The 20,892-nt window shown below is 66.3% G+C and carries 22 protein-coding genes; 9 read left to right on the top strand and 13 right to left on the bottom strand.

Annotated elements, in window-relative coordinates:
• Positions 1-74 precede the first annotated feature (74 nt).
• Positions 75-1,811, top strand: coding sequence for a HAMP domain-containing methyl-accepting chemotaxis protein (locus FHT19_RS21375; protein WP_169476729.1), 1,737 nt, complete (start codon positions 75-77; stop codon positions 1,809-1,811).
• Positions 1,812-1,916: 105 nt separating this feature from the next.
• On the top strand, positions 1,917-2,837 hold the full coding sequence (locus tag FHT19_RS21370; protein ID WP_168556323.1) for a cation diffusion facilitator family transporter: 921 nt from the start codon (positions 1,917-1,919) through the stop codon (positions 2,835-2,837).
• A gap of 27 nt (positions 2,838-2,864) precedes the next feature.
• Here the strand turns inward: FHT19_RS21370 and fumC are convergent, their stop codons facing one another.
• The 3 genes from fumC to FHT19_RS21355 all read right to left on the bottom strand — a co-directional run bounded on the left by fumC (position 2,865) and on the right by FHT19_RS21355 (position 4,889).
• A complete protein-coding gene (fumC, locus tag FHT19_RS21365; protein WP_168556324.1) occupies positions 2,865-4,268 on the bottom strand; it encodes a class II fumarate hydratase in 1,404 nt (467 codons plus the stop codon).
• A gap of 46 nt (positions 4,269-4,314) precedes the next feature.
• Complete coding sequence (locus FHT19_RS21360) at positions 4,315-4,575, bottom strand: hypothetical protein (protein ID WP_168556325.1); 261 nt, start codon at positions 4,573-4,575, stop codon at positions 4,315-4,317.
• A 92-nt stretch (positions 4,576-4,667) separates the two neighbouring features.
• A complete protein-coding gene (locus tag FHT19_RS21355) occupies positions 4,668-4,889 on the bottom strand; it encodes a hypothetical protein (RefSeq protein ID WP_169476728.1) in 222 nt (73 codons plus the stop codon).
• A gap of 206 nt (positions 4,890-5,095) precedes the next feature.
• On the opposite strand from FHT19_RS21355, the gene FHT19_RS21350 reads away from it, so the two are divergent.
• From FHT19_RS21350 to FHT19_RS21325, 6 genes are all read left to right on the top strand, one after another.
• Entirely contained in the window at positions 5,096-6,286 is a 1,191-nt protein-coding gene (locus tag FHT19_RS21350) for a cation:proton antiporter (protein WP_169476727.1), read from the top strand.
• A gap of 53 nt (positions 6,287-6,339) precedes the next feature.
• Positions 6,340-6,819, top strand: coding sequence for a DUF3592 domain-containing protein (locus FHT19_RS21345; protein WP_168556328.1), 480 nt, complete (start codon positions 6,340-6,342; stop codon positions 6,817-6,819).
• Between the two features lie 45 nt (positions 6,820-6,864).
• Entirely contained in the window at positions 6,865-8,664 is a 1,800-nt protein-coding gene (gene recQ / locus FHT19_RS21340; protein ID WP_168556552.1) for a DNA helicase RecQ, read from the top strand.
• Between the two features lie 103 nt (positions 8,665-8,767).
• Positions 8,768-9,772: a right-handed parallel beta-helix repeat-containing protein gene (locus FHT19_RS21335; RefSeq protein ID WP_248290590.1), complete on the top strand. Its 1,005-nt coding sequence runs from the start codon at positions 8,768-8,770 to the stop codon at positions 9,770-9,772.
• A gap of 40 nt (positions 9,773-9,812) precedes the next feature.
• On the top strand, positions 9,813-10,169 hold the full coding sequence (locus FHT19_RS21330; protein WP_169476726.1) for a hypothetical protein: 357 nt from the start codon (positions 9,813-9,815) through the stop codon (positions 10,167-10,169).
• A gap of 68 nt (positions 10,170-10,237) precedes the next feature.
• A complete protein-coding gene (locus tag FHT19_RS21325; RefSeq protein ID WP_168556330.1) occupies positions 10,238-10,537 on the top strand; it encodes a hypothetical protein in 300 nt (99 codons plus the stop codon).
• Between the two features lie 78 nt (positions 10,538-10,615).
• On the opposite strand, the gene ribA is transcribed toward FHT19_RS21325, so the two are convergent.
• The 8 genes from ribA to FHT19_RS21285 form a co-directional block, all read right to left on the bottom strand.
• The gene (gene ribA, locus FHT19_RS21320; protein ID WP_168556331.1) at positions 10,616-11,692 is read right to left on the bottom strand and encodes a GTP cyclohydrolase II; all 1,077 of its coding nucleotides are present in this window, start codon (positions 11,690-11,692) and stop codon (positions 10,616-10,618) included.
• Positions 11,689-12,483: an exodeoxyribonuclease III gene (locus tag FHT19_RS21315; protein WP_169476725.1), complete on the bottom strand. Its 795-nt coding sequence runs from the start codon at positions 12,481-12,483 to the stop codon at positions 11,689-11,691. Before FHT19_RS21315 ends, ribA begins: the two co-directional genes overlap by 4 nt.
• 459 nt (positions 12,484-12,942) lie before the next feature.
• Entirely contained in the window at positions 12,943-13,593 is a 651-nt protein-coding gene (locus FHT19_RS21310) for an outer membrane lipoprotein carrier protein LolA (RefSeq protein WP_168556333.1), read from the bottom strand.
• Positions 13,594-13,732: 139 nt separating this feature from the next.
• Entirely contained in the window at positions 13,733-13,900 is a 168-nt protein-coding gene (gene rpmG / locus FHT19_RS21305; protein ID WP_054132393.1) for a 50S ribosomal protein L33, read from the bottom strand.
• 185 nt (positions 13,901-14,085) lie between these two features.
• Positions 14,086-14,370 (bottom strand): hypothetical protein, encoded by a 285-nt coding sequence (locus FHT19_RS21300; protein WP_168556334.1) that lies wholly within the window; start codon positions 14,368-14,370, stop codon positions 14,086-14,088.
• Between the two features lie 48 nt (positions 14,371-14,418).
• Entirely contained in the window at positions 14,419-14,685 is a 267-nt protein-coding gene (locus FHT19_RS21295) for a GlsB/YeaQ/YmgE family stress response membrane protein (RefSeq protein WP_168556335.1), read from the bottom strand.
• A 190-nt stretch (positions 14,686-14,875) separates the two neighbouring features.
• Positions 14,876-15,691 carry an undecaprenyl-diphosphate phosphatase gene (locus FHT19_RS21290; protein ID WP_169476724.1) on the bottom strand — a complete coding sequence of 272 codons (816 nt, stop codon included), beginning with the start codon at positions 15,689-15,691 and terminating at the stop codon, positions 14,876-14,878.
• A 203-nt stretch (positions 15,692-15,894) separates the two neighbouring features.
• Positions 15,895-17,616 (bottom strand): ABC transporter transmembrane domain-containing protein, encoded by a 1,722-nt coding sequence (locus FHT19_RS21285; RefSeq protein WP_168556554.1) that lies wholly within the window; start codon positions 17,614-17,616, stop codon positions 15,895-15,897.
• A gap of 391 nt (positions 17,617-18,007) precedes the next feature.
• On the opposite strand from FHT19_RS21285, the gene phaZ reads away from it, so the two are divergent.
• Complete coding sequence (gene phaZ / locus FHT19_RS21280) at positions 18,008-19,285, top strand: polyhydroxyalkanoate depolymerase (protein WP_348981811.1); 1,278 nt, start codon at positions 18,008-18,010, stop codon at positions 19,283-19,285.
• A gap of 39 nt (positions 19,286-19,324) precedes the next feature.
• On the opposite strand, the gene FHT19_RS21275 is transcribed toward phaZ, so the two are convergent.
• Together FHT19_RS21275 and FHT19_RS21270 are read right to left on the bottom strand one after the other, a co-directional pair.
• Positions 19,325-20,683: a putative O-glycosylation ligase, exosortase A system-associated gene (locus FHT19_RS21275; RefSeq protein ID WP_169476723.1), complete on the bottom strand. Its 1,359-nt coding sequence runs from the start codon at positions 20,681-20,683 to the stop codon at positions 19,325-19,327.
• A complete protein-coding gene (locus tag FHT19_RS21270) occupies positions 20,676-20,864 on the bottom strand; it encodes a hypothetical protein (protein WP_169476543.1) in 189 nt (62 codons plus the stop codon). Before FHT19_RS21270 ends, FHT19_RS21275 begins: the two co-directional genes overlap by 8 nt.
• Between the last annotated feature and the right edge of the window lie 28 nt (positions 20,865-20,892).

The raw sequence follows: 20,892 nt of genomic DNA, 5'->3' as shown, positions 1-20,892 counted from the left end.
CGTGCGGGATCATGGTTGCAGGGGTCGTTTGCATGTCGGTGCTTGGTGGATTGCGGATCCGGACAGTTTCCCTGGTGGGCACACTGCTGCTGGCGTTGGCAGCGGTCGGCGGCGCGGCGATGGCAATCACGGCCACCAGCAGCCTGGGCGGCCGGCTGACCGCGCTGTCCGGGGATACGGTGCCGACGCTCACCGCGCTGGCGCAGCTGCGCGGCATGATGGGGGATTTGCGCCTGACCATCGCCAAGCACATCCTGTCCGACGACCTGACGGAAACGCACAAGCTCGACGCCGATTTCGAGAAGCGCGTGGCCGAATTCGACAAGGCGCTGGCCGACTACCGCGCATTCCAGCAGCAAGGCGACGACCGGGATGAAGTGACCAAGGTGAGCGAACTGCAGGACGTGTTCCACGCCTGGGTGCAGGAAGCACGGCCGGTGCGCGCCCTGTCGCTCCAGAATCGCAACGCAGAGGCCTATGTCCAGTTTCGCGACCGGATGAATCCGTTGGGCCTGGACCTGGGCAAGCGGATCACGGCCCTGGCCGAGCGCAACGCTGGCCTCGCCAAGGACGATTCGGCCGAGGGCATGGCCCAGGCCGATCGGCTCAAGCTTTTTGCCACGCTGAGCGGGGTGGCCGCGATCGTCGTCGGCTTGGGCGTGGCGTTCCTTTTCCACAGCCGCGTCACCCTGCCGCTGGCGAGGCTTTCGGGCGCGATGCAGGAAATGGCCGCCGGGCAGATCGATCGCACCGTGCCGGGCCACGACCTGGCCGATGAAGTGGGCGACATCGCCCGCGCGTTGGAGGGCATCAAGGACTTTGTCGCGCGGCGCGCGGCGCGGGCCGGCGAAGAGCGTGCGGCCGTGCAGCAGCAGGTGGTGGGAGCGCTCGGTGCTGGGCTTTCTGCCCTGCGCGACGGCCGCCTGACCCATCGCATCAACGAGACATTCCCCGGCGATTACGAACAGCTGCGGCTCGACTTCAACCAATCGATGGCGAGTCTGGCCGATGCGCTGGGCCAGGTGACCCAGGCGGCACAAGGCGTGCGCGTGGGGGCGAGCGAGATTGCCTCGGCCAGCCACGACCTGTCGAGCCGCACCGAAAACCAGGCTGCCGCGCTGGAAGAATCCGCTGCCGCCGTGCGCGAGCTGACCACCACCGTGGCGCAGACCGCCCAGACCGCCAAGGACGCCAGCGACACCGCGCGGCAGACCCGCCACGAGGCGCGGGCGAGCGGCGAGACGATGACCCAGGCCGTGGCGGCGATGGAAGAAATCGCCAAGTCGAGCAATCGCATGCAGGAAATCGTCGCCCTAATCGAAGGCATCGCGTTCCAGACCAACCTGCTTGCGCTCAACGCCGGGGTGGAAGCGGCGCGTGCCGGGGACGCCGGCAAGGGCTTTGCCGTGGTGGCATCGGAAGTGCGCAGCCTGGCGCAGCGTTCGTCCGACGCTGCCAAGGAAATCACCGCGATCATCCGCACCAGCGACCGCGACGTGGGCAACGGGGTGCAGATGATCGGCGAAACGCAAGGCGCACTGGGCCAGATCGTGGAGCGCACCTCGCGCCTGTCCGACATGATCGAGGCCATTGCCCGCTCGGCTGAGGAGCAGGCCGGCGCGATCCGCCAGGTCGATACGGTTGTATCCGACATGGACCGCATCACCCAGGCCAATGCCGCCCTGGTGGAAGAGACCACCGCTGCCTCGCGCAGCCTGTCGAACGAGGCCAATTCTCTGGGCCAGCTTGTCGGCCGGTTCGACCTGAGCGGCGGTGGCGGCGCATCAGGCTATCAACGCCTGGCCGCCTGACCTGGCGGCTGCCCCGCTGCTTAACAATTCGGGTGACATTCCCGGCCCTCACGCGTTAGCCCCCCGATACCGTCACGCACGACATTTAGGGGAACATACCGCGCCATGGCCGGGGGATCGACACGTACCATCCTGATCGCACTGGGTGCCAACCTCGGCATTGCCGCGGCCAAGTTCATGGCAGCGGCCATAACCGGCTCATCGGCGATGCTGACCGAAGGCGTGCACAGCATGGTCGATTCGACCAACCAGCTGCTGCTGCTGCACGGCCGTTCGCGCGCGGTGAAGCCGGCCGATGCCCTCCACCCGTTCGGTTATGGCCGCGAGCTCTATTTCTGGAGCTTCATCGTCGCCATCCTGGTCTTTGCCCTGGGCGCCGGGGTTTCGGTGTATGAAGGGGTGCTGCACATCCTGCACCCCGAGCCGGCGGAAAGCCCGCTGATCGCGTTTATCGTGCTCGGCGTTGCATTCGGCCTGGAAGGTTGGTCGATCCTGGCCGCGCTGGGCGATTTCAACCGGGGGCGGCGTGGCTCGGTGTGGTCTGCGATCCGCGATACCAAGGATGCGCCCACGCTGGTCATCCTGCTGGAGGATTCGGGCGCGCTGGTCGGCCTGGTGCTCGCTGCGCTCGGCCTGGGCTTGAGCCTCATCACCGGCAGCCCGCTGTGGGATGGGCTGGCCTCGGTGCTGATCGGCCTCGTGCTGGGCGCGCTCGCGCTGATCCTGCTTTACGAGGCGAAGGGCCTGTTGATCGGTGAAGCGGCCGATCCGCAGATGGTGGCCGCCATCCGCAGCAGCGCGGCGGCCCACCCTGGCGTGGTGTGCGTGCACGAAGTGCTGACCGTGCACAGCGCACCCACCATGGTCACCGTGATCATCAGCGCCGATTTCGATGACACCATCACCGCGCGCGACGTGGAGCGCATCGTGCTGGCGATCGAAACCCAGGTTTCGCAACAGTTTCCCATCGTCGCGCGCGTTTACGTGCGCCCGCGCGACAGTTCGACGCAGGCGCTCGACGGCTGATCTGTTGGCGGTCCCGGTGGGATCAGCTCACACCATGTCTTGCGGCCGGACAAGGCGATCGAAGGTTGCTTCGTCCACCAGGCCCAGTGCCAGGCCGGCTTCGCGCAAGGTGAGCCCTGCGGCGTGGGCGTGCTTGGCAATGCGCGCGGCATTGTCATAGCCGATTTCCGGGGCCAGCGCGGTCACCAGCATCAGCGATCGATCGACCAGCTCTGCGATGCGGCGGGTGTTGGGCTCGATCCCTTCGACGCACCGCTCGGCAAAGCTTTCCATGCCCACTGCCAGCAGATGGACGCTGCGTAGCACCGCCGCGCCGATCATCGGCTTGAACACGTTGAGTTCCAGGTGTCCCTGCATCCCACCCAAAGTCACCGCCTGGTGGTTGCCGATCACTTGCGCGGCCACCATGGTCAGCATCTCGCACTGCGTGGGATTGACTTTGCCCGGCATGATCGAGCTGCCCGGCTCGTTGGCGGGTAGATCGATTTCGCCAAGCCCCGAACGCGGGCCGGAGCCCAGGAGGCGGATGTCGTTGGCGATCTTGGTCAACGCCACGGCCAGTGTGGCGAGGGTTGCGGAAAACTGCACCAGCGCGTCGTTGCTGGCCAGCGCTTCGAAGCGGTTGGGTGCGGGGACGAACGCATGGCCGGTGAGGCTGGCAAGCTCTGCCGCCATCGCCGGGGCAAACCCTTCGGGCGCGTTGAGGCCGGTGCCCACTGCCGTGCCGCCCTGGGCCAGGCGCAAGAGGTGTTGTTCGGCCCCGCGCAGGCGCTCGTGCGCATCGCGCAACTGCTGGACATAGCCGGAAAATTCCTGCCCGAGCGTAAGCGGGGTGGCATCCTGCAGGTGGGTGCGGCCGATCTTGACGATCCCCGCCCATTCGCGCGCTGCGGTGTCGAGCGCGCCGGCCAGCAGGTCGAGCGCGGGCAGCAGGTCACGGTTGAGAGCAACCACCGCGGCCACGTGCAGCGCGGTGGGAAAGCTGTCGTTCGACGATTGCCCGCGGTTCACGTGATCGTTGGGATGCACCGGGCTCTTGCCGCCGCGCGTGCCGGCGAGCTGTTCGTTGGCCCGGCCGGCGATCACTTCGTTGACGTTCATGTTGGTCTGCGTGCCGCTGCCGGTCTGCCAGATGACCAGCGGGAACTGGTCGTCATGACGGCCGGCCACCACTTCGGCCGCGGCCGCTTCGATCGCATCGGCCAGGCGCGTGTCCAGGCCATGGTCGCGGTTGACGCGGGCCGCCGCCTGCTTGACCAGGGCAAGGGCGTGAACGATGCCGATCGGCATGCGCTCACCGGCGCCGAACGGGAAATTTTCGATGGAGCGCTGTGTCTGCGCGCCCCAATAGGCGCTGCTCGGCACGGCGATCGTGCCGATGCTGTCGCTCTCGATACGGCCAATGCTGCCGCTTTCGATGGTAGGGGTCATGCCGGGGTCCTTTCGCGGCGCCGGGGCGGCGTGGACCCCGGGCTTGTCAGATGGGGCGGGGGCTGGTGGCGTCTTGGGTGCGGCGGCGCAGGAAGCGGGCCTCCACCTGTGGCCCGGCCTGTTCGGCCAGGATCGAAAGCGCGGCATGCAGGCCGCGTTCGGCCAGGCGATCCACCGCCACTTCGGGGGGAATGCCCAGTTCGCGCGCCATGTCGCGAATCGCGCGGGCCATCTCGATGAATTCCAGCTCGCTTTCGCGCGCCGCGCGCCATTCTGCCGATGGGGAAAAACTGTGGTGCATGTCCATGCCGTCGCTCCTGCCGTTGTTGCCGGGCAGAGGCTAACATTTGCAGGACGGGCGAGGCTTTAAGGCGGGGCATAGGCATATTGCGGAGGGGGTTAAACCAGCCGCACGGGCGCGGGGTCGCCGTAGCGGGCGATCCAGCGCGTGCGTGCATCGGCCTGCGCGCGCAGGAACTGGGCATCCACGGCGGTGCCGGGCTGCCCACTGCGGCCGGCCAGCATGGTTAGCGCGGCGGCAAGGCCTTGCTCCACCATGCGATCGAGCAGTGGCACGGGGTGCTGTCCCCATTGCGCCGCCACGGCCTTGAGGGCATGCACCGTTGTTGCAAAATCATACGCGGCTATTCGCGCGGATTCGTATTCCTCCTTGCGCAACAGCGCGTTTCGCAGATCAAACGCCATGGTGGTCGGCCCTCTTGCGTAAGCACGTTAGCAGCAGAGATGGAGCCGGCCTTGATGCATAGCAAGATGTGACCCACGGCCACAGCGCCGGGGCAGTATGGGGGCAGGGACGGGGTATGGGCATGGGCACCAGTGAAATCTTCCTGATCGCGTTGACGATTATCCTCGCCGTGCCGTGGCTGGCCTGGCGCCTGCTGCGCCGCGACGACCATGCCCCGCTGGTGGTGGTGCAGATCGTGGGTGGCATCCTGCTCGGGCCGGGTGTGCTGGGCGCGCTCTATCCGGCCTATTATGCCTTTGTGTTCAATCCACAGGTGATCGGCGCGCTCAACGGCGTGGCGTGGTGGGCCGTCAGCCTGTTCGTGTTCATCGCCGGGGTGGAACTGGACCTGGCCGACGCCTGGGGCAATGCGCGCGAAACGCTGGTGACCGCCTCGTGCGCGCTGCTGACGCCGCTGGTGCTGGGCGGCCTGGCCGCGACCGTTCTGCTTACCATGCCGGGCTGGCTGGGCGAAAAGGGTACGTGGGGCCAGGGCGTGGCCGGCATCGGCATGGCCTGTGCCGTCACTGCGCTGCCCATCCTGGTGCTGCTGATGGAAAAGCTGGACATTTTCCGCACCGCGCTGGGCCAGCGCCTGCTGCGCTATGCCAGCATGGATGACGTGGCGATCTGGGGCGTGCTCGCGCTGATCCTGCTCGATTGGCAGCGTATCGGGCGCCAGGGTCTTTTCCTGGTGGGCTTCGCCCTGGCCGCCTGGGGCCTGCGGCGCCTGATGGCCTGGGTGCGCGAAGACGATCGCTGGCACATCGCCTTGATCTGGCTGGCGGCCGTGGGGTTTGCCGCCGATTGGTCGGGCCTGCATTTCATGGTCGGCGCGTTCCTTGCCGGGGCCGTGCTCGATGCCCACTGGTTCGAACAGGGACGGCGCGATGCGTTCCGCAATTTCCTGCTGCTGGCGGTGATGCCGGTGTTCTTCCTGTCCACTGGCCTGCGCACGCAGTGGGGCCAGGTTGGCGGCCTGGGCCTTGCCGCCGTGATCGGCGCGGCATTGCTGCTGCTTGTCGCTTCGGTGGCGGGCAAGCTGGCCGGCGTGCATCTGGCCGGCCGCATCCTGGGCTGGAAGAAGGGTGAGGCCAGCGTGATCGGCTGGATGCTGCAGACCAAGGCGCTGATCATGATCATCTTCGTCAACGTGCTGCTCGACAAGAAGATCATCACGGCCGAAGCGTTCACCGCGCTTTTGCTGATGGCGGTGATGAGCACCATGCTGACCACGCCGATCGTGCGGCCCTTGTTGAAAAAGCTGGCCTGACGCGTTCTCGGCATCAGCAAATTCTTGGCGGATTCGCGCTAGGGCGGGTGGCCATGGCGGATATCCTGATCATTGCGGCGCTGGCGTGCTGGCTGCTTTTCGTGTTCTGCGTGTGGCAGGCGCTGCGCCTGCTGGGCACCTGGCAGCCAGCGCCCGCAATGGTCTGGCGCAGCGATTATACCGAAGGGCAGCAGTCGGAAGACTTCTGGTCGTTTGGCATGACGATGTTCACCTCGCGCGGGTGGAACTGGCGCGATGGCGACGATACCCGCTATATCGAGGATGAAATCCGCTTTCGCGATTCTGACGGGATCGAGCGGCGCGCGCTGGTGCACCGCTGGGTGCACCGCGGGTGGAAGCCATCGGGCGCCTATACCGTGTGGTATGATCCGGCCGATCCCACCCGGGCCACGGTGTTGGGCCCGTTCACCTGGGGCGCCTGGGCGGTGCTGTCGCTGTTGCTGTTGTGTATCGCGCTGCACGCGGTCAAAGTGGTGGGATTGCCGCCGGTACTCGCCGCCTGGTTGGGGTAGCGGGGCGGCACCTGATCTGCCATAGGCGGGCGCGTGACTGCCGTTTTGCCCGACCTTTCGCCCGATCTTGAGCCCGCGCGCCAGCGTCTGGCGCAAGTGTTCGGCTTTTCCGGCTTTCGCGGGGTGCAGGACCAGGTGGTCGGCCGCGTACTGGCCGGCCGATCCACCCTGGCGGTGATGCCCACCGGGGCGGGCAAGTCGCTCACCTATCAATTGCCGGCGGTGATGCTGCCGGGCACGTGCGTGGTGGTCTCGCCGCTGATTGCCCTGATGCACGACCAGTTGCGCTCGGCCACGGCCAACGGCATCCGCGCCGCCGCGCTGACCAGCGTGGACACCGATCGTGAACTGACGATCGAGCGGTTCCGCAATGGCGAGCTGGACTTGCTCTATGTGGCGCCCGAACGCGCCAGCCAGCCGCATTTCCGCGAACTGTTGAGCCGTGCGCCGCTGGCCCTGTTCGCCATCGACGAGGCGCATTGCGTTTCGGAATGGGGCCACGATTTCCGCCCCGACTATCGCCTGCTGCGCCCGCTGATGGATGCCTTTGCGCATGTGCCGCGCCTGGCGCTGACGGCCACGGCCGACCGGCACACGCGGGCAGACATCCTCGAACAGCTTGGCATTCCCCACGACGGGTTGATCGTGGCCGGGTTCGATCGGCCCAACATCCAGTATCGCATCGCCCCGCGCGACAATCCGCTGCGCCAGCTCACCCGCTTCATCGCCGAAAATCCAGGGCCCGGCGTGGTCTATGCGCCCACCCGCGCGCAAGTGGAAAAGCTGGCGGAGCAACTGGGCGAGACCGGGCGCCGGGTGCTGCCCTACCACGCCGGCCTGCCGGCCGAAACGCGCGCCGCCAACCAGGAAGCCTTCGTCACCAGCGAAGACATGGTGATCGTGGCCACGGTGGCGTTCGGCATGGGCATCGACAAGCCCGACGTGCGCTTTGTCGCGCATGCCGGCCTGCCCAAGTCGATCGAAGGCTATTACCAGGAAACCGGCCGCGCCGGGCGCGATGGCGATCCCTCGGTGGCGCTGTTGCTGTGGGGTGCGGACGATTTTGCCCGCGCGCGCCAGCGGCTCTCCGAAGTGGACCAGAGCCGACAGCAGGGCGAGCGAACGCGGCTTGATGCCCTGGCCGGGCTGGTCGAGACGGCCACCTGCCGCCGTGCCGTGCTGCTGCGCCACTTTGGCGAGGACCCGCCTGCCACTTGCGGCAACTGCGACAATTGCCTGGAGCCGCCGGGCCTGACCGACGCGACCGAACTGGCGCAGAAGCTGCTCTCGGCGGTCTATCGCACGGGCCAAAGCTATGGCCTGGGTCACCTTGAAAAAGTGCTGACCGGCGTGGCGGACGAACGTGTGACCGCGCGTGGCCACGATGGACTTTCGGTGTTCGGAATCGTGCCGGCAGACCAGGCCCCACTGCTCAAGGCGGTGGCGCGCGCGCTCCAGGCCCGGGGCAGTCTGGTGCCGACCGAGCATGGCGGCCTGGCGCTGGGCGGCGATGCCCGCGCAATTCTCAAGGGCGAGGCGCGGGTGGACGTGGTCCTGCCGCCGGTGCGCGAACGCGGTGGGCGTCGCCGTGCCAAGGCGGGCAGTGGCGCCGCGCTCAATCCCGTGGGCGATCCGCTGTTCGATGCGCTGCGCGCGCTGCGCCGCGAGATTGCGCAGGAAGCCAATGTGCCGCCCTATGTGGTGTTTCACGATGCCGTGCTGCGCGAAATGGCAGCGGCCAAGCCCACCAGCCTTGCAGAAATGGCCGCGATCGGCGGCGTCGGCACGCGCAAGCGGGATGCCTATGGCGATCGCTTCCTGGCGGTGATCCGCGCGCATGTCTGACCGCCGGCGCGGCGCATAGCTTTGCGCCCCTGGAACCTAAAGGCTCGGTCAACCATTTTTCGTTAGGCTGCCTGCAATAGGTGGGGAGCCGAGCGAACAAACCATGTTGACCGAGATCGAAACCCGCCTGAGCCGGCACCGCACCTTGCGGGCGCGCCTGATGCTCCTGTCCATGGCCGTGCTGGCGGCGATCCCTGCCGGTGCATTGCTGGCGCAGAACGCGCCGGTGCGGGCGGCCAGCGCGCCGTTTACCGTGGTGCAGACGGGCCAAGGCTTCGATCGGCTGCAGGATGCGATCAATTCGCTGGGCGAAGGGGATGGGACCATCCGCGTGGCGCCGGGAACCTGGCATGACTGCGGCGTGCAACCCCATGGCAACGTGGCCTATATCGCGGCCATTCCCGGGCAATCGATCTTTGATGGCAAGGTCTGCGAGGAAAAGGCGGCCTTGGTCATGCGCGGCCAATCGATGCGCGTGGAAGGGCTGATATTCCAGAACATGCGCGCGTTCGATGCCAACGGCGCCGGCATCCGGCTGGAGCGGGGCGACCTGACCGTGCGCGATGCCTGGTTCCGCGATAGCGAGCAGGGCATCCTTTCCGCCAACTTTCCGGCCGGGCACGTGGTGATCGAGCAATCGACCTTCACGCGGCTGGGGCGCTGCGACCGGGGCCTGTCCTGCGCGCACTCGCTTTATTTCGGGGACGAGGCGAGCGTCGTGATTCGCCGCAGCCGCTTTGAACAGGGCACCGGCGGCCACTATGTTAAAAGCCACGCCGGCCGCATCGAAGTGACCGATTCGAGCTTTGACGACAGCCGTGGCCACACCACCAACTACATGATCGACCTGTCGATCGGCGCCACTGGCCTGATTTCGGGCAACTGGTTCGTCCAGGGGCGCGACAAGGAAAACTACAGCACGTTCATCGCCAACGCGGCCGAAGGGCATGAGCACAGCGCCGATGGCCTGACGATTACCGGCAATACCGCGCGGCTGGTGCCCGGCCTCAATCGCCCGACAGTGTTCGTGGCCGACTGGTCGGGTGACCGGATCAACCTGGGGCAGAACACGCTGGGACCGGGCATTGCCCGGTTCGAGCGGCGCTGAGCTTGCCCTTGCGCGCCTGGGCCCCTACCTTGCTGGCGTGTTGAGCCGTTTGCCTTTGCGTCTGGCTGGCCGTCTTTGGGCGGTGCTGCTGGTCCTGACCGTTGCTCTTTCGGCGCTGGCGCCGGGGGCGGCACTGGTCGGCATGCGCAGCGGATCGGCATTCTCGGTCGATACCGTGGAAATGGCCGTGGCCCCGGCGCGGCCGCAAGTGGCAGTGGCACGGCTCGAAGCGTTGCCGCCGATGCCGCTGGTCCCGGCCGTGGCGCTGGTGCTCGTGGTGCTGGCCCCCTTGGCGCTGGCGCGGGCTCCACATATTCTGCCCCGTTCGACCGGGCCGCCGCTGGCCACCCTGCCGCTGCGGGCACCGGGAACCCCACGCGCCCCTCCGCACGCCTGACAAAACCGTGAATTGCCTGCGCCGCCTGTGGCGCGGGCCGAACCCGTTTTTGCCAGGATACCAAGACCATGACCATTCAGACCCAGAGCGCTTCGGCGCTTGCCCGCCGTGCCCATGTCGAAGCGCTGCTGGCGGCCTATCCCGATGTCACGCCCGAGGAGCACGGCATGCTCGTGCATTACTTCAAGCGCGAGGCCAATGCGCTCGACGTGGGCATGATTGCCAGCAACGACACGATCGGGCGCGGCTATGCCCGCTTCCGCGCCGACCATCTCGACCGCTTCACCTGGGCCGATCTTGCCAAGGGCGTGGCTGGCACTGCCGTGTTGGTGCTGTGCGTGGGGCTGGTGATGTTCCGGGCGTTTTGACGCTGGTTTCAGGCCCGCACCACCCCCGCCCCCTCCTCGTCAGAGGAGGGGGCGAAGCCTGTCGCGACGTTGCCTAAACTACTTCAGCAAATGTCCCGTGCGATCGCGCTTGGTATCGAGATAGCGGGCGTTGTGCGGGTTGGCGGGCAACTGATGCGCCACGCGTTCCAGCACGGTCACGCCCAGCGCTTCGAGCGCGGCAACCTTGGCCGGATTGTTGGTCATCAGGCGAATTCGGCGCGCGCCGATCAGGTCGAGCATGCGTGCGGCCACGGGAAAGTCGCGCGCTTCGGATGGCAGCCCCAGCCGTTCGTTGGCATCGACAGTGTCAAAGCCCTGGTCCTGCAGTTGATAAGCGCGCAACTTGTTGATGAGGCCGATGCCGCGCCCTTCCTGTCGCAGGTAGAGCAGCACGCCCCACCCGCCGTGGCTGGCTTGCGCGGCCATCCGGGCGAGGGCGGCTTGCAGCTGTGGCCCGCAATCGCATTTCAGGCTGCCCAGGATATCGCCGGTCAGGCATTCGCTGTGCAGCCGCACCAGGGGGGGAACGGCATTGTCCTGCTGCCCCACGATCAGGGCAACATGCTCGCGCAAATCGTCACGGGCGCGAAAGGCGATGATTTCGGCTTCCTCGCAAGCGTCAACGGGCAAGCGGGCGCGGGCCTGGATCGTCAGGTTGAGCGGGTCGGTGAATGCGGCCATGTCTTCGACCGCCACGGTTTCGGCAATATCCACCCCGCTCGCCACGAGGAAAGCCGGCAGGATGCCGGCCAGCCGCGCCAGCTCCATTGCTGCCCCGGCCGCCTCTGGCGCCGGGATGGGGGTGGCCCGGAACGGCCCGCGCAAGGGGCTGCCCAGATCGTGCGCGGGATCGGCCAGATCGCGCGCCATCGCCAGTGTGAACGGTTCAGCCGCGTGAATCAGCACCGGGGCGTGCGGCAGGGCGGCGTCGCGCTGGTTGGTCAGCTTGAGCGTGGCGGCGCGCGCGGCTGAAATCAGCATCTGCGCGGCATAGAGGCCCGGCTGGGCAAAGCCCGTTTCCGCCGGCAGCAGATCGAACGCGCCGGCCGCGTCGGTGACACGGATCGCCCAGCCATGGCGCAGCGCGTCAAGCGCGCGCGCCACGCGGCGCGTGGCGGCGGCCGGCGTGGTCAAAGGGCAAACTCGGTGATCAGGGGCACGTGGTCCGACGGCTGGTCCCAGCGGCGCGTTTCCTCGACGAAGCGATGGCCCACCGATTGCGGCGCCAATTCGGGCGAGGCCCACATATGGTCGAGCCGGCGGCCCTGGTCCTTTTGGCGCCAATAGGAGCGATAGGACCACCAGGAAAAGTTGCGTTCCGGCGCGGGCAGGTGCTTGCGCCCCAGGTCGACCCAGCCGTGCGCATCGGCAAAGCGCTGGAGCGTTTCGACCTCCACCGGCGTGTGGCTGACCACCTTGAGCAGGGCCTTGTGGTCGTAGACGTCCTCGGGCAGCGGCGCGATGTTGAAATCGCCCACGATCAGGGTGGGACGGTCGATCTTGTCCGCCCAGCGCGTCATCCGTTCCAGGAAATCGAGCTTTTGCCCGAACTTGGAATTGAGCGTGCGATCGGCGATGTCACCCCCGGCGGGAATGTACACGTTTTCCAGGATCAGCCCCTGGCCAGTGGGGCCTAGCAGTTCGACGCCGACATGGCGCGCTTCGCCATTGTCCTGCCAGTCGTAGCGGCTGAACTCGCGGAACGGCAACCGGCTGACCGTGGCGACGCCGTGATAGCCCTTCTGCCCATGGATCGCGCGGTGGGTATAGCCCAAGGCTTCGAAGACATCATGCGGGAAGAGATGCTCGGCCACCTTGATCTCTTGCAGGCACAGCACATCGGGCTGCTGTTCTTGCAGAAAACGCACGACCTGATCGGCGCGCAGGCGAACGGAATTGATATTCCAGGTGGCGATAGAAACCATGGAATGCGCTTTACGAGCCCCCGCCATGGCCGGCAAGGCGGATCACGAGTAACGTCCGAGTGGGCAACATCGCAGTCGTGGTTTTTGTGGTGTTGCGGGGATGGCCGGTGGAGCGAGAATGGTGCCCGGCAAGAACCGGCGCGTAGCGACCTTTAAAGGTCGTGAGCACCGAAAGCGCAGACGGGTGCCGTTCGCAGCCCACCGGATGCCCCGCAACACCGCAAAAACGGAAAACCCTCGGACCGGGGGCAATGGTCCGAGGGTTCCATGTGCGTTCGTCACGCGGTCGACGAGAGGATGAAGTCAGACTGGGCAACAGGGGGGAAACCCGTCTTGTCCGTCTCGTCTGAAACCTCTCTAGGGCTGGGCCGCTTGCTGGTGGATGAACGGGCGCCTCTGGTTCTTCGCAAAGTGTCGCACAACCGCTGGTAAGGAAGATGAACCGTTCGCCCGCTGCGATTAGTGCCGCACTTGCGGACGCGGGTCGTTGTAGCGGAACATGTTGGCCGGGACCGGCACGCCGTACTGCTGGTTGGACAGGCGAATCGTGGTGCGCTGGTTCTGCGAATCGAGCGCGACCCAGCTATCGAGTTGCAGGCCGCCGGGCGCGCCGGGCTTGCGGACCATGATCAGGGTGAGCGTGCCATATTCGGGATGGCGCGGATCCTTGATTTCCAGGCTGATCACGTCAGGGTTGGTGGTGGGAAGCAGCCGGGCATAGCGGGCCACGTCCTTGTCCGGATTGAGCAGTGCGCCGAGCGGGCTGTTGCGAATCGGCCAGCGCGACACTTGGCGCACTTCATAATCGATCACGGTCAGGGCCGCGCCATCGGATACGATCAGCAGCGGGACGCCGGGCTGATATTGAAAGCGGATCTTGCCCGGCCGTTGCAGGGTAAGCGTGCCGGTGAGCCGCTGGCCGTTGCGATCGGTCTGCACGAAATCGGCGCGCAGCGAAGAAATCGCGCGCAGCGCCGCCACGGCACGTTCCACGTCGCTGGAGGGGGCTGCGGCCGGCGCAGGGGCTGCCAGAGCCGGCGCAAGGGCCGGAGAAACGGAAAGCGCGGCAACGAGGCCGGCGGCGCTCAGGATCTTGGTCAAGCTGTTCATTGCCACTCCTTGGGACAGGCGCTTTGAACTGCCCGTGAACCTTTCGGTTCCGAATCGCAACATCGCCGGACGTGCCGCAGAAACACGAAAGGCCGGGGCAAGCCCCGGCCTTTACGCGTTGGCAAGCAAGCCGATCAGATTACTTGATCTTGGCTTCCTTGAATTCCACGTGCTTGCGCACCACCGGGTCGTACTTGCGGAACGACATCTTTTCGGTGGTGTTGCGCGGATTCTTCTTGGTGACATAGAAGAAGCCGGTGTCTGCGGTCGAAACCAGACGGATCTTGACGGTAGTTGGCTTTGCCATGGGCTTGTCCTGAATTCCTTCTAGGCGTCTGCGCGCCGCTGCTCAAACAAAACGGGGCGGCGCGCGCCGCCCTGACAGGTGGCCGCCCATGCGGGAGGCAGCCGGGAAAGTCAACCCTTGGCGAAAGGAAACGGGGCGCAAAGACCTAAGCCCTGCGCCCCGCTAACCGATCCTTGAAAGGAAGCTCAGTTGGCCTGGTCGGCCTTCTTCTCCGCCTTTTCCTTGATCGCCGTCGATTCGTCCTTGCCTTCGGCGCGGACGGCATCGGCCTTGCTGTTCAGCTTGTCGGCTGCAGCACCCGACGCATCGGCAGCCTGCGAATCGATGGCGTCGGCAGCGGCATCAGACGATTCGGCAATGGCGTCGGCGGTCTTGTCGGCTGCGTCTTCCTGCTTGCTCTGGCAGGCGGCAAGGCCCAGGCCCAAAGCGGCAATCGGCAGCAGCAGTGCATGCTTGGCGGTGAACTTCATAACTGGCTCTCCCTGTTTAGGTATGCGGTCAGGCGTGGGATCGGGCGCTCAGCGCACCGAACCGCGACGAACCAGATTGACGATGGCGAGCAGGATCAGCGCGCCAAGGAACGAAACGATCAGGCTGCCGGCCGAGATGCCGTTCGTGATGCTGCCGCCGCCCAGCAGCGGGCCGAGCAGGAAGCCGCCCAGCAGCGCGCCGACGATGCCGACCACGATGTTGAGGAAGATGCCCTGTTGGGCATCGGTGCGCATGACGATGCTGGCCAGCCAGCCCAGAATGCCGCCAACGATCAGAAGAACAATAAGGCCCATGACGGTAAACCCCTTGATTGGATGCCACGAGGTGGCTGTCTGCCGGGGATAATTCTCCAGCCGGGGGATTGTTCCGCATATGCGACGGATCGTTGCGACCTGCCCTTGCACAAAGGCCCTGCCCACCCTGGTGACACGGGGTGGGCAGGGCCTTTTCTTACGGCCATTTGTTGGGCTGGAATGCTGCGGTTCAGGCTCCCAGCAGCCACACCAGCGCGCCTGCCCCGACCACGATGCGGTACCAGGCAAACGGCGCAAAGCCGTGGCGGCCGATGTAGGTGACGAAGAACTTGATCACCACGAGCGAGACGAGGAACGACACCACGCCGCCAACGGCGATATCGGCCCAGCCTACGGTGGCTGCACCGCTGGCCAGTTCGTGGCGATTGTCCCACAATTGCTTGGTCGTGGCGCCGAACATCGTGGGCACGGCCAGGAAGAAGCTGAATTCGGCGGCGGTCTTGCGGTTGATGCCCATGGTCAGCGCGCCCATGATGGTGGAGGCCGAACGCGACATGCCCGGCACCATCGCCAAGCACTGCATCACCCCCACGGCGAGCGCCTTGGGCAGGGGCAGCTTGCTGACGGGTTCGTACTCTCCCTGGCGGGCCAGGCGCTCGATCACCAGGATCAGGATGCCGCCCACCACCAGCGCGGCGGCCACCACGGCGGGGGTTTCCATCAGCGCGTCGATCTTCTTCTTGAGCAGCACGCCCAGGATGGCCGAGGGGATGAACGCTACCAGCACGTTGCGCACGAAGTGCAGCGAATCGCGTTCGCCCCGCAGCGCGCCCTTGGCCACGTCCACGAACGTGCGCCAATAGAGCACGACCACGGCCAGGATCGCCGGCAGCTGGATCACCACGTTGAACACTTCCCATTCCTTGGCATTGAAGCCCAGGAGCTCGGTGGCCAGGATCAGGTGCCCGGTGGAGGAGACGGGAAGGAACTCGGTGAGGCCTTCGACGATGCCGAGAATGACGGCGGTAAGGGTGTGGCTGTCCATGGGCCACCGACTTGCCGCAGTGCAGCACGGCTTTCAAGCGCTACGATGCAATGGCCGCATGGCAAATTGGTAACCTTGGGGTTTTGAACCGCGGCACCGGCCCGCTCCCCCACCCGGCCTCGCAACCATAGAACCTTGTGGGAGGCTGGGTGGGGAGCGGGCCGGTGCCGCAAATCCGGCGACGCCGGATTCCAAACAGACGCTCAGGCTCCGTCGAACTGCATGCGGGCCAGGCGGGCATAGAGGCCATCGGCGGCGATCAGGCTGGCATGGGTGCCTTGTTCGACGATGCGCCCGCCATCCATCACCACGATGCGGTCTGCCGCGCGCACGGTGGCAAGGCGATGGGCGATGACCAGCGTGGTACGGCCCTGCATCAGGTGATCGAGCGCATCCTGCACCAGGCGTTCGCTTTCCGCGTCGAGCGCGCTGGTTGCCTCATCGAGCAGCAGGATCGGCGCATCGCGCAGCACCGCGCGGGCAATCGCCATGCGTTGGCGCTGGCCGCCCGAAAGGCGTGCGCCGCCTTCGCCCAGGAAGGTGTCGAGCCCTTCGGGCAGGGCACGCAGGAAATCCTCGGCATTGGCAGCGCGGGCGGCGGCCCAGATCGCCTCGTCGCTGGCGTCCCATGCACCATAGCGCAAGTTGTCGCGGGCGTTGGCGGCAAACAGCACGGGCTCTTGCGGCACCAGCGCCATGCGCGCACGGATCTCGGCCGGATCGGCCTGGGGCAGGGGCACCCCGTCGATACGGATCACGCCGCCCTGCGGATCGTAGAAGCGCTGTGCCAGCAGGAACAAGGTGGATTTGCCGGCGCCCGAAGGGCCGACAATGGCGACGGTCTCGCCCGGCTCCACGGTCAGCGAGAAATCGGTGAGTGCCGAAATCTCGGGGCGGCTGGGATAGCGGAACGCCACGTTCTGGAAAGCGAGCGCGCCACGCGGCGGGCTGGGCAGGGCAATCGGGCGGGCTGGCGGCGCAATATCGGGCTGTTCGAGCAGCAGTTCGTTGAGGCGCCCGGCCGCGCCCGCGCCGCGCAGCAGATCGCCATAGACTTCGGTCAGCGCCCCGCACGATCCGGCGACGATCCCGCCGGTCAGCACGAAGGCGGCAATCGTGCCGCCGGTGAGCGAGCCATTGGCCACGCCCATGGCGCCTTGCCACATCAGCGCGGTGATCCCGCCCATGACCAGGAAGATGACCACGGCGGTCATCACCGCACGGATCATGATGCGCCGGCGGGCGGTGTCGAACGTGCGCTCCACCGCGGCGGCAAAGCGGGCGCGCTCGCGCCCTTCCTGGCCAAACGCCTGAACGATGCGGATCGCGCCGAGCACTTCGGCGGTCATCGCACCGATATCGGCCACGCGGTCCTGGCTCGATCGCGAGACCTTGCGCAGCCGGCTGCCGAACCAGGCGATCGGGAAGATCACGACCGGAATGCCGATGACCAGCCCGGCGGTGAGGCGGGGGGCGAGGAAGAACAGGTAGATCAGCCCGCCCAGCGCGGTGATGGTGTTGCGCAGCGCGATCGAGACCGTGGTGCCCACCACCTGCTCGATGATCGCCGTGTCCGACGTCATGCGCGAGGAGATTTCCTTGGGGCTGTTGCTTTCGAAGAACGCCGGCGGCAGGCGCAGCAGGTTGGACTGCACCCTGGCGCGGATATCGGCCACCACGCGTTCGCCCAGCCACGAGACGTAATAGAAGCGGATCGCCGTGGCAAAGCCGAGCACGACGACGATCAGCAGCAGCACGTGGAAGGCCTGGTCGATCACGCCGGGCTGGGCGTGGGGGCCAAAGGCCTGGTCGACAATGCCCTTGAAGCGGGCGGGGATGGCGATGGTGGCAGTGGACGTGGTCACCAGCGCGAGCAGCGCGGCGGCAACCTGACCGGGATACTTGATCGCCTCCCGCCAGATCATGCGCAGCGGCGTGAGCCGGCGCGAAACCGGCCCTGGCGGGACGCCGGCCGGTTCCGCCGCCGCGTCAGCGCGGGCTGGATCGGCGCGCGACGGACCGCGGGCAGGGGCATCGGCGGGGGCGGGCGTGTCCGGCGCGGGCCGTTCCAGGGGAACCTCTTCCATGGCGCGGACCTAGCCGATGGCGGGCTGCACCGGAAGGGGCCTTGCGTGCCACTTGGCAGGTTCCCATCTGTTGTGGAGCGATTACCGCCGCCCCTGTCCTTCTTGCTGCATTGCGGCCAGCGCGATTCGCAGGCACAATCGGGCCAAGCAACGCATGGTTGCCGCAATGCGCCACGCCATTGGCGGCGGGAGCGGGTGGTGACCGGCGGACAGAAAGGCAAGTATCGACGTGCTGTACAAGGCTTATGAAATTCAGCGGTCGCTGATGAACGCAAGCAGCGCCTGGGCCTCGATGATGGCCGACGTGCTCAATGATCCGCGGCTCCCCTTTGCCACTTATGGGCCGAACCAGACGCTGGCTTCGGCGCTCGACGTGTTTGCCCACGCCACCGCGCCGCGGGGCAAGCCGGCCTTTGGCATCCGCACCATCCAGGTGGACGGGCAGAGCCACGCCGTGCACGAGACCACCGTGGTGCATCGCCCGTTCGGCGATCTCAAGCGCTTTACCCACGAAGGCCTGCCCGCCGATGCGCCGCGCATGCTGCTGGTGGCGCCGATGAGCGGGCACTATGCCACGCTGTTGCGCGGTACGGTGGAGCGCCTGCTGGAACGCGCCGTGGTCTACATCACCGATTGGGCCGATGCCAAATACGTGCCGTTGGCCGAGGGGCATTTCGACCTCGATGACTACATCGACTACCTGATCGGCTTCCTGGAGCATGTCGGCCCCGGCGCGCACATGATGGCGGTGTGCCAGCCTTCGGTGCCGGCCTTTGCCGCAACGGCGGTGCTGGCCGCCCAGGACCATCCGTGCCGCCCGCTGACGCTGACCATGATGGGCGGGCCGATCGACACGCGCGAAAGCCCGACTGCGGTGAACGACCACGCGGTGGCCAAGCCCTATGTGTGGTTCAAGCACAACGTGATCACCAGCGTGCCGGAAAACTATCCGGGCGCGGGGCGGCAGGTCTATCCCGGCTTCGTCCAGCTCACCAGCTTCATGTCGATGAACCTGGGCAGCCACATGATGAGCCATTACAAGCTGTTCCAGCACATGGTCCAGGGCGCGGAAGAAAACGCGGATTCAACCAAGCGGTTCTATGACGAATATCGCTCGGTCTGCGATCTTCCGGCCGAATTCTATCTTCAGACCGTCGACGTGGTGTTCCAGCGCCATGCCCTGCCCCAAGGCGAATTCATCCACCGCGGCCAGCCGGTGGACCTGGGCGCGATCACCGACACGGCAATCCTGTGCATCGAGGGCGAGCGTGACGACATTTCGGGCATCGGCCAGACCCGTGCCGCGCTCAAGGTGACGCCGGGCCTGCCCGACGAGATGAAGCAGTATTTCCTGGCGCCCGAAGTGGGGCATTACGGCATCTTCAATGGCTCGCGCTGGCGCAAGAGTATTGCCCCGGTGGTCGAAGCGTGGATGGCCCGCTTTGCCACGCGCGACGATGCCGCCGCCAAACCGCGGCGCGGGCGCAAGCTGACGGCGGTAAGCTGAAGCCGGCGCGGTTTCCCGCCGCCTGGGCCCGTTCCCGGTTCAGGCCGGGGCGGGCACTGCGCGGCGGGAGACGAAGGGCTTGGGGGCGGCGCGCCGCACCCGGCCGATATAGGCCGAAAGCCCGCATTGCAGCCCCACCAGCATGTAGCAGAACGGCTGGAACGCGATGCCCACGAAAGTGGAGCCGACAAGATAGCATATCTGCGCCTGTTGCAGCGCATCGGCCAATGGCGAAACCCAGGCAAAGCCTTCGGGCGGGTTCTTGCGATAACGCCGCCGGATCAGCTCCATCTGGAACACGCCCATCAGATGCAGCAGCAGCCATAGCCCAAGGCCGGGATAGCCCTGCTCGCCCAGCATCTCGAAATAGGCGGAGTGATAGGCGCGGCCTTTTTCCTCGATATGGTCGGTCTCGATCGCGGCGTTGTTGTCACCGGCATAGTCGGCCTTGACCGTATCATAGCTGACGCTGTTCTGGCGGAACGCGTCGAAGCCGCCGCCAAACGGGTGGGTCTTGGCAAATTCGATGGTCCATTTCCACACCGCCACGCGGGTGGAGGCGGACTGGTCGGCCTGGTGGTTCTTGATCGTGCCCATGCGCTCGGTAAAGCTGGAGGGCAGCAGCGGCACGGCGACCAGCGCACCGGCGCAGACGATACTGATATAGAGCATGCGCCGCCGGGTGGAGCGCAGCATCATCACCGCCAGCACTACCGCGCAGATCAACCCGGTGCGCGCCTGGGTTCCCACCGGCATGAGCAGGCAGGAAAAGCAGATGCCGGCGGCAAAGAGCTTGGCCTTCCAGTCGGGCTTGAAGATCGTGCCATGGTTGGCGAGCCACAGCGCAAGCGGGATGATCCCCATGGCCACGGTGGAAATGATCGAGCCTTCGTAGAGCCCGGTATTGTCGTTCACCAACAGGCGCAATTCGCCATAGCCGCCGCCCGAGCCCAACGTCTTGATGCCGCCGCCGATCACGATCACCCCGACCGAGAGCACCATGGTCAGCGTCAGCGCCTCGATCCGCAGCCGCGTGCGCAGGGTGAGCGGCAGGAACAGGGCAAAGACCAGCGCTTTCCACACCCACGACCATTTCGCCGCCGCTTCCACCGGGAAATCGGCGGTGCGCGTGGTGAGGCCGCAATAGACCAGCAGCAGCAGCAGCACGAACTGGCGCGGGGAAATGCGGATGCCGTTCTTGTCTTCCGCCACGATCCAGCCGAGCAAGGCGCACGAGAACGCGATCAGCGAGATCGGGATATGCGTGAGGAAGCCCCAGCTCACTTTCTGCGGCGCCACGATATCGATATAGGCATAGGCCATCACGAACAGGAACGGCCGCTTGAGCCCTGCGCCCAGGAAGGCCAGGCAGAACGCGGTGAAAAACAGGTCAAGCATCGCCGGCCGCACCCTGGCTGTCGTCGCGCGGGGACGACGCGGCAGGCGGGCGCCGGCCCATCAGCGGCTGGCGGCGGTTGGGCAGGGCGGGGTCATCGTCGAGATCGGCACGATGCACCAGTTTCCAGATCATCAGTGCCATCAGGATATGGGGCACGAAGATGGTTATCTTGTCGATCATCGTCTTGCGTCGCCCGAATGCCTTTCGC

Source organism: Novosphingobium sp. SG919 (assembly GCF_012932495.1).
GTDB classification, from domain to species: domain Bacteria; phylum Pseudomonadota; class Alphaproteobacteria; order Sphingomonadales; family Sphingomonadaceae; genus Novosphingobium; species Novosphingobium rhizosphaerae.
Note: the sequence above shows the minus strand (reverse complement) of the source record. Positions and strands in the feature narration are given on the sequence as shown.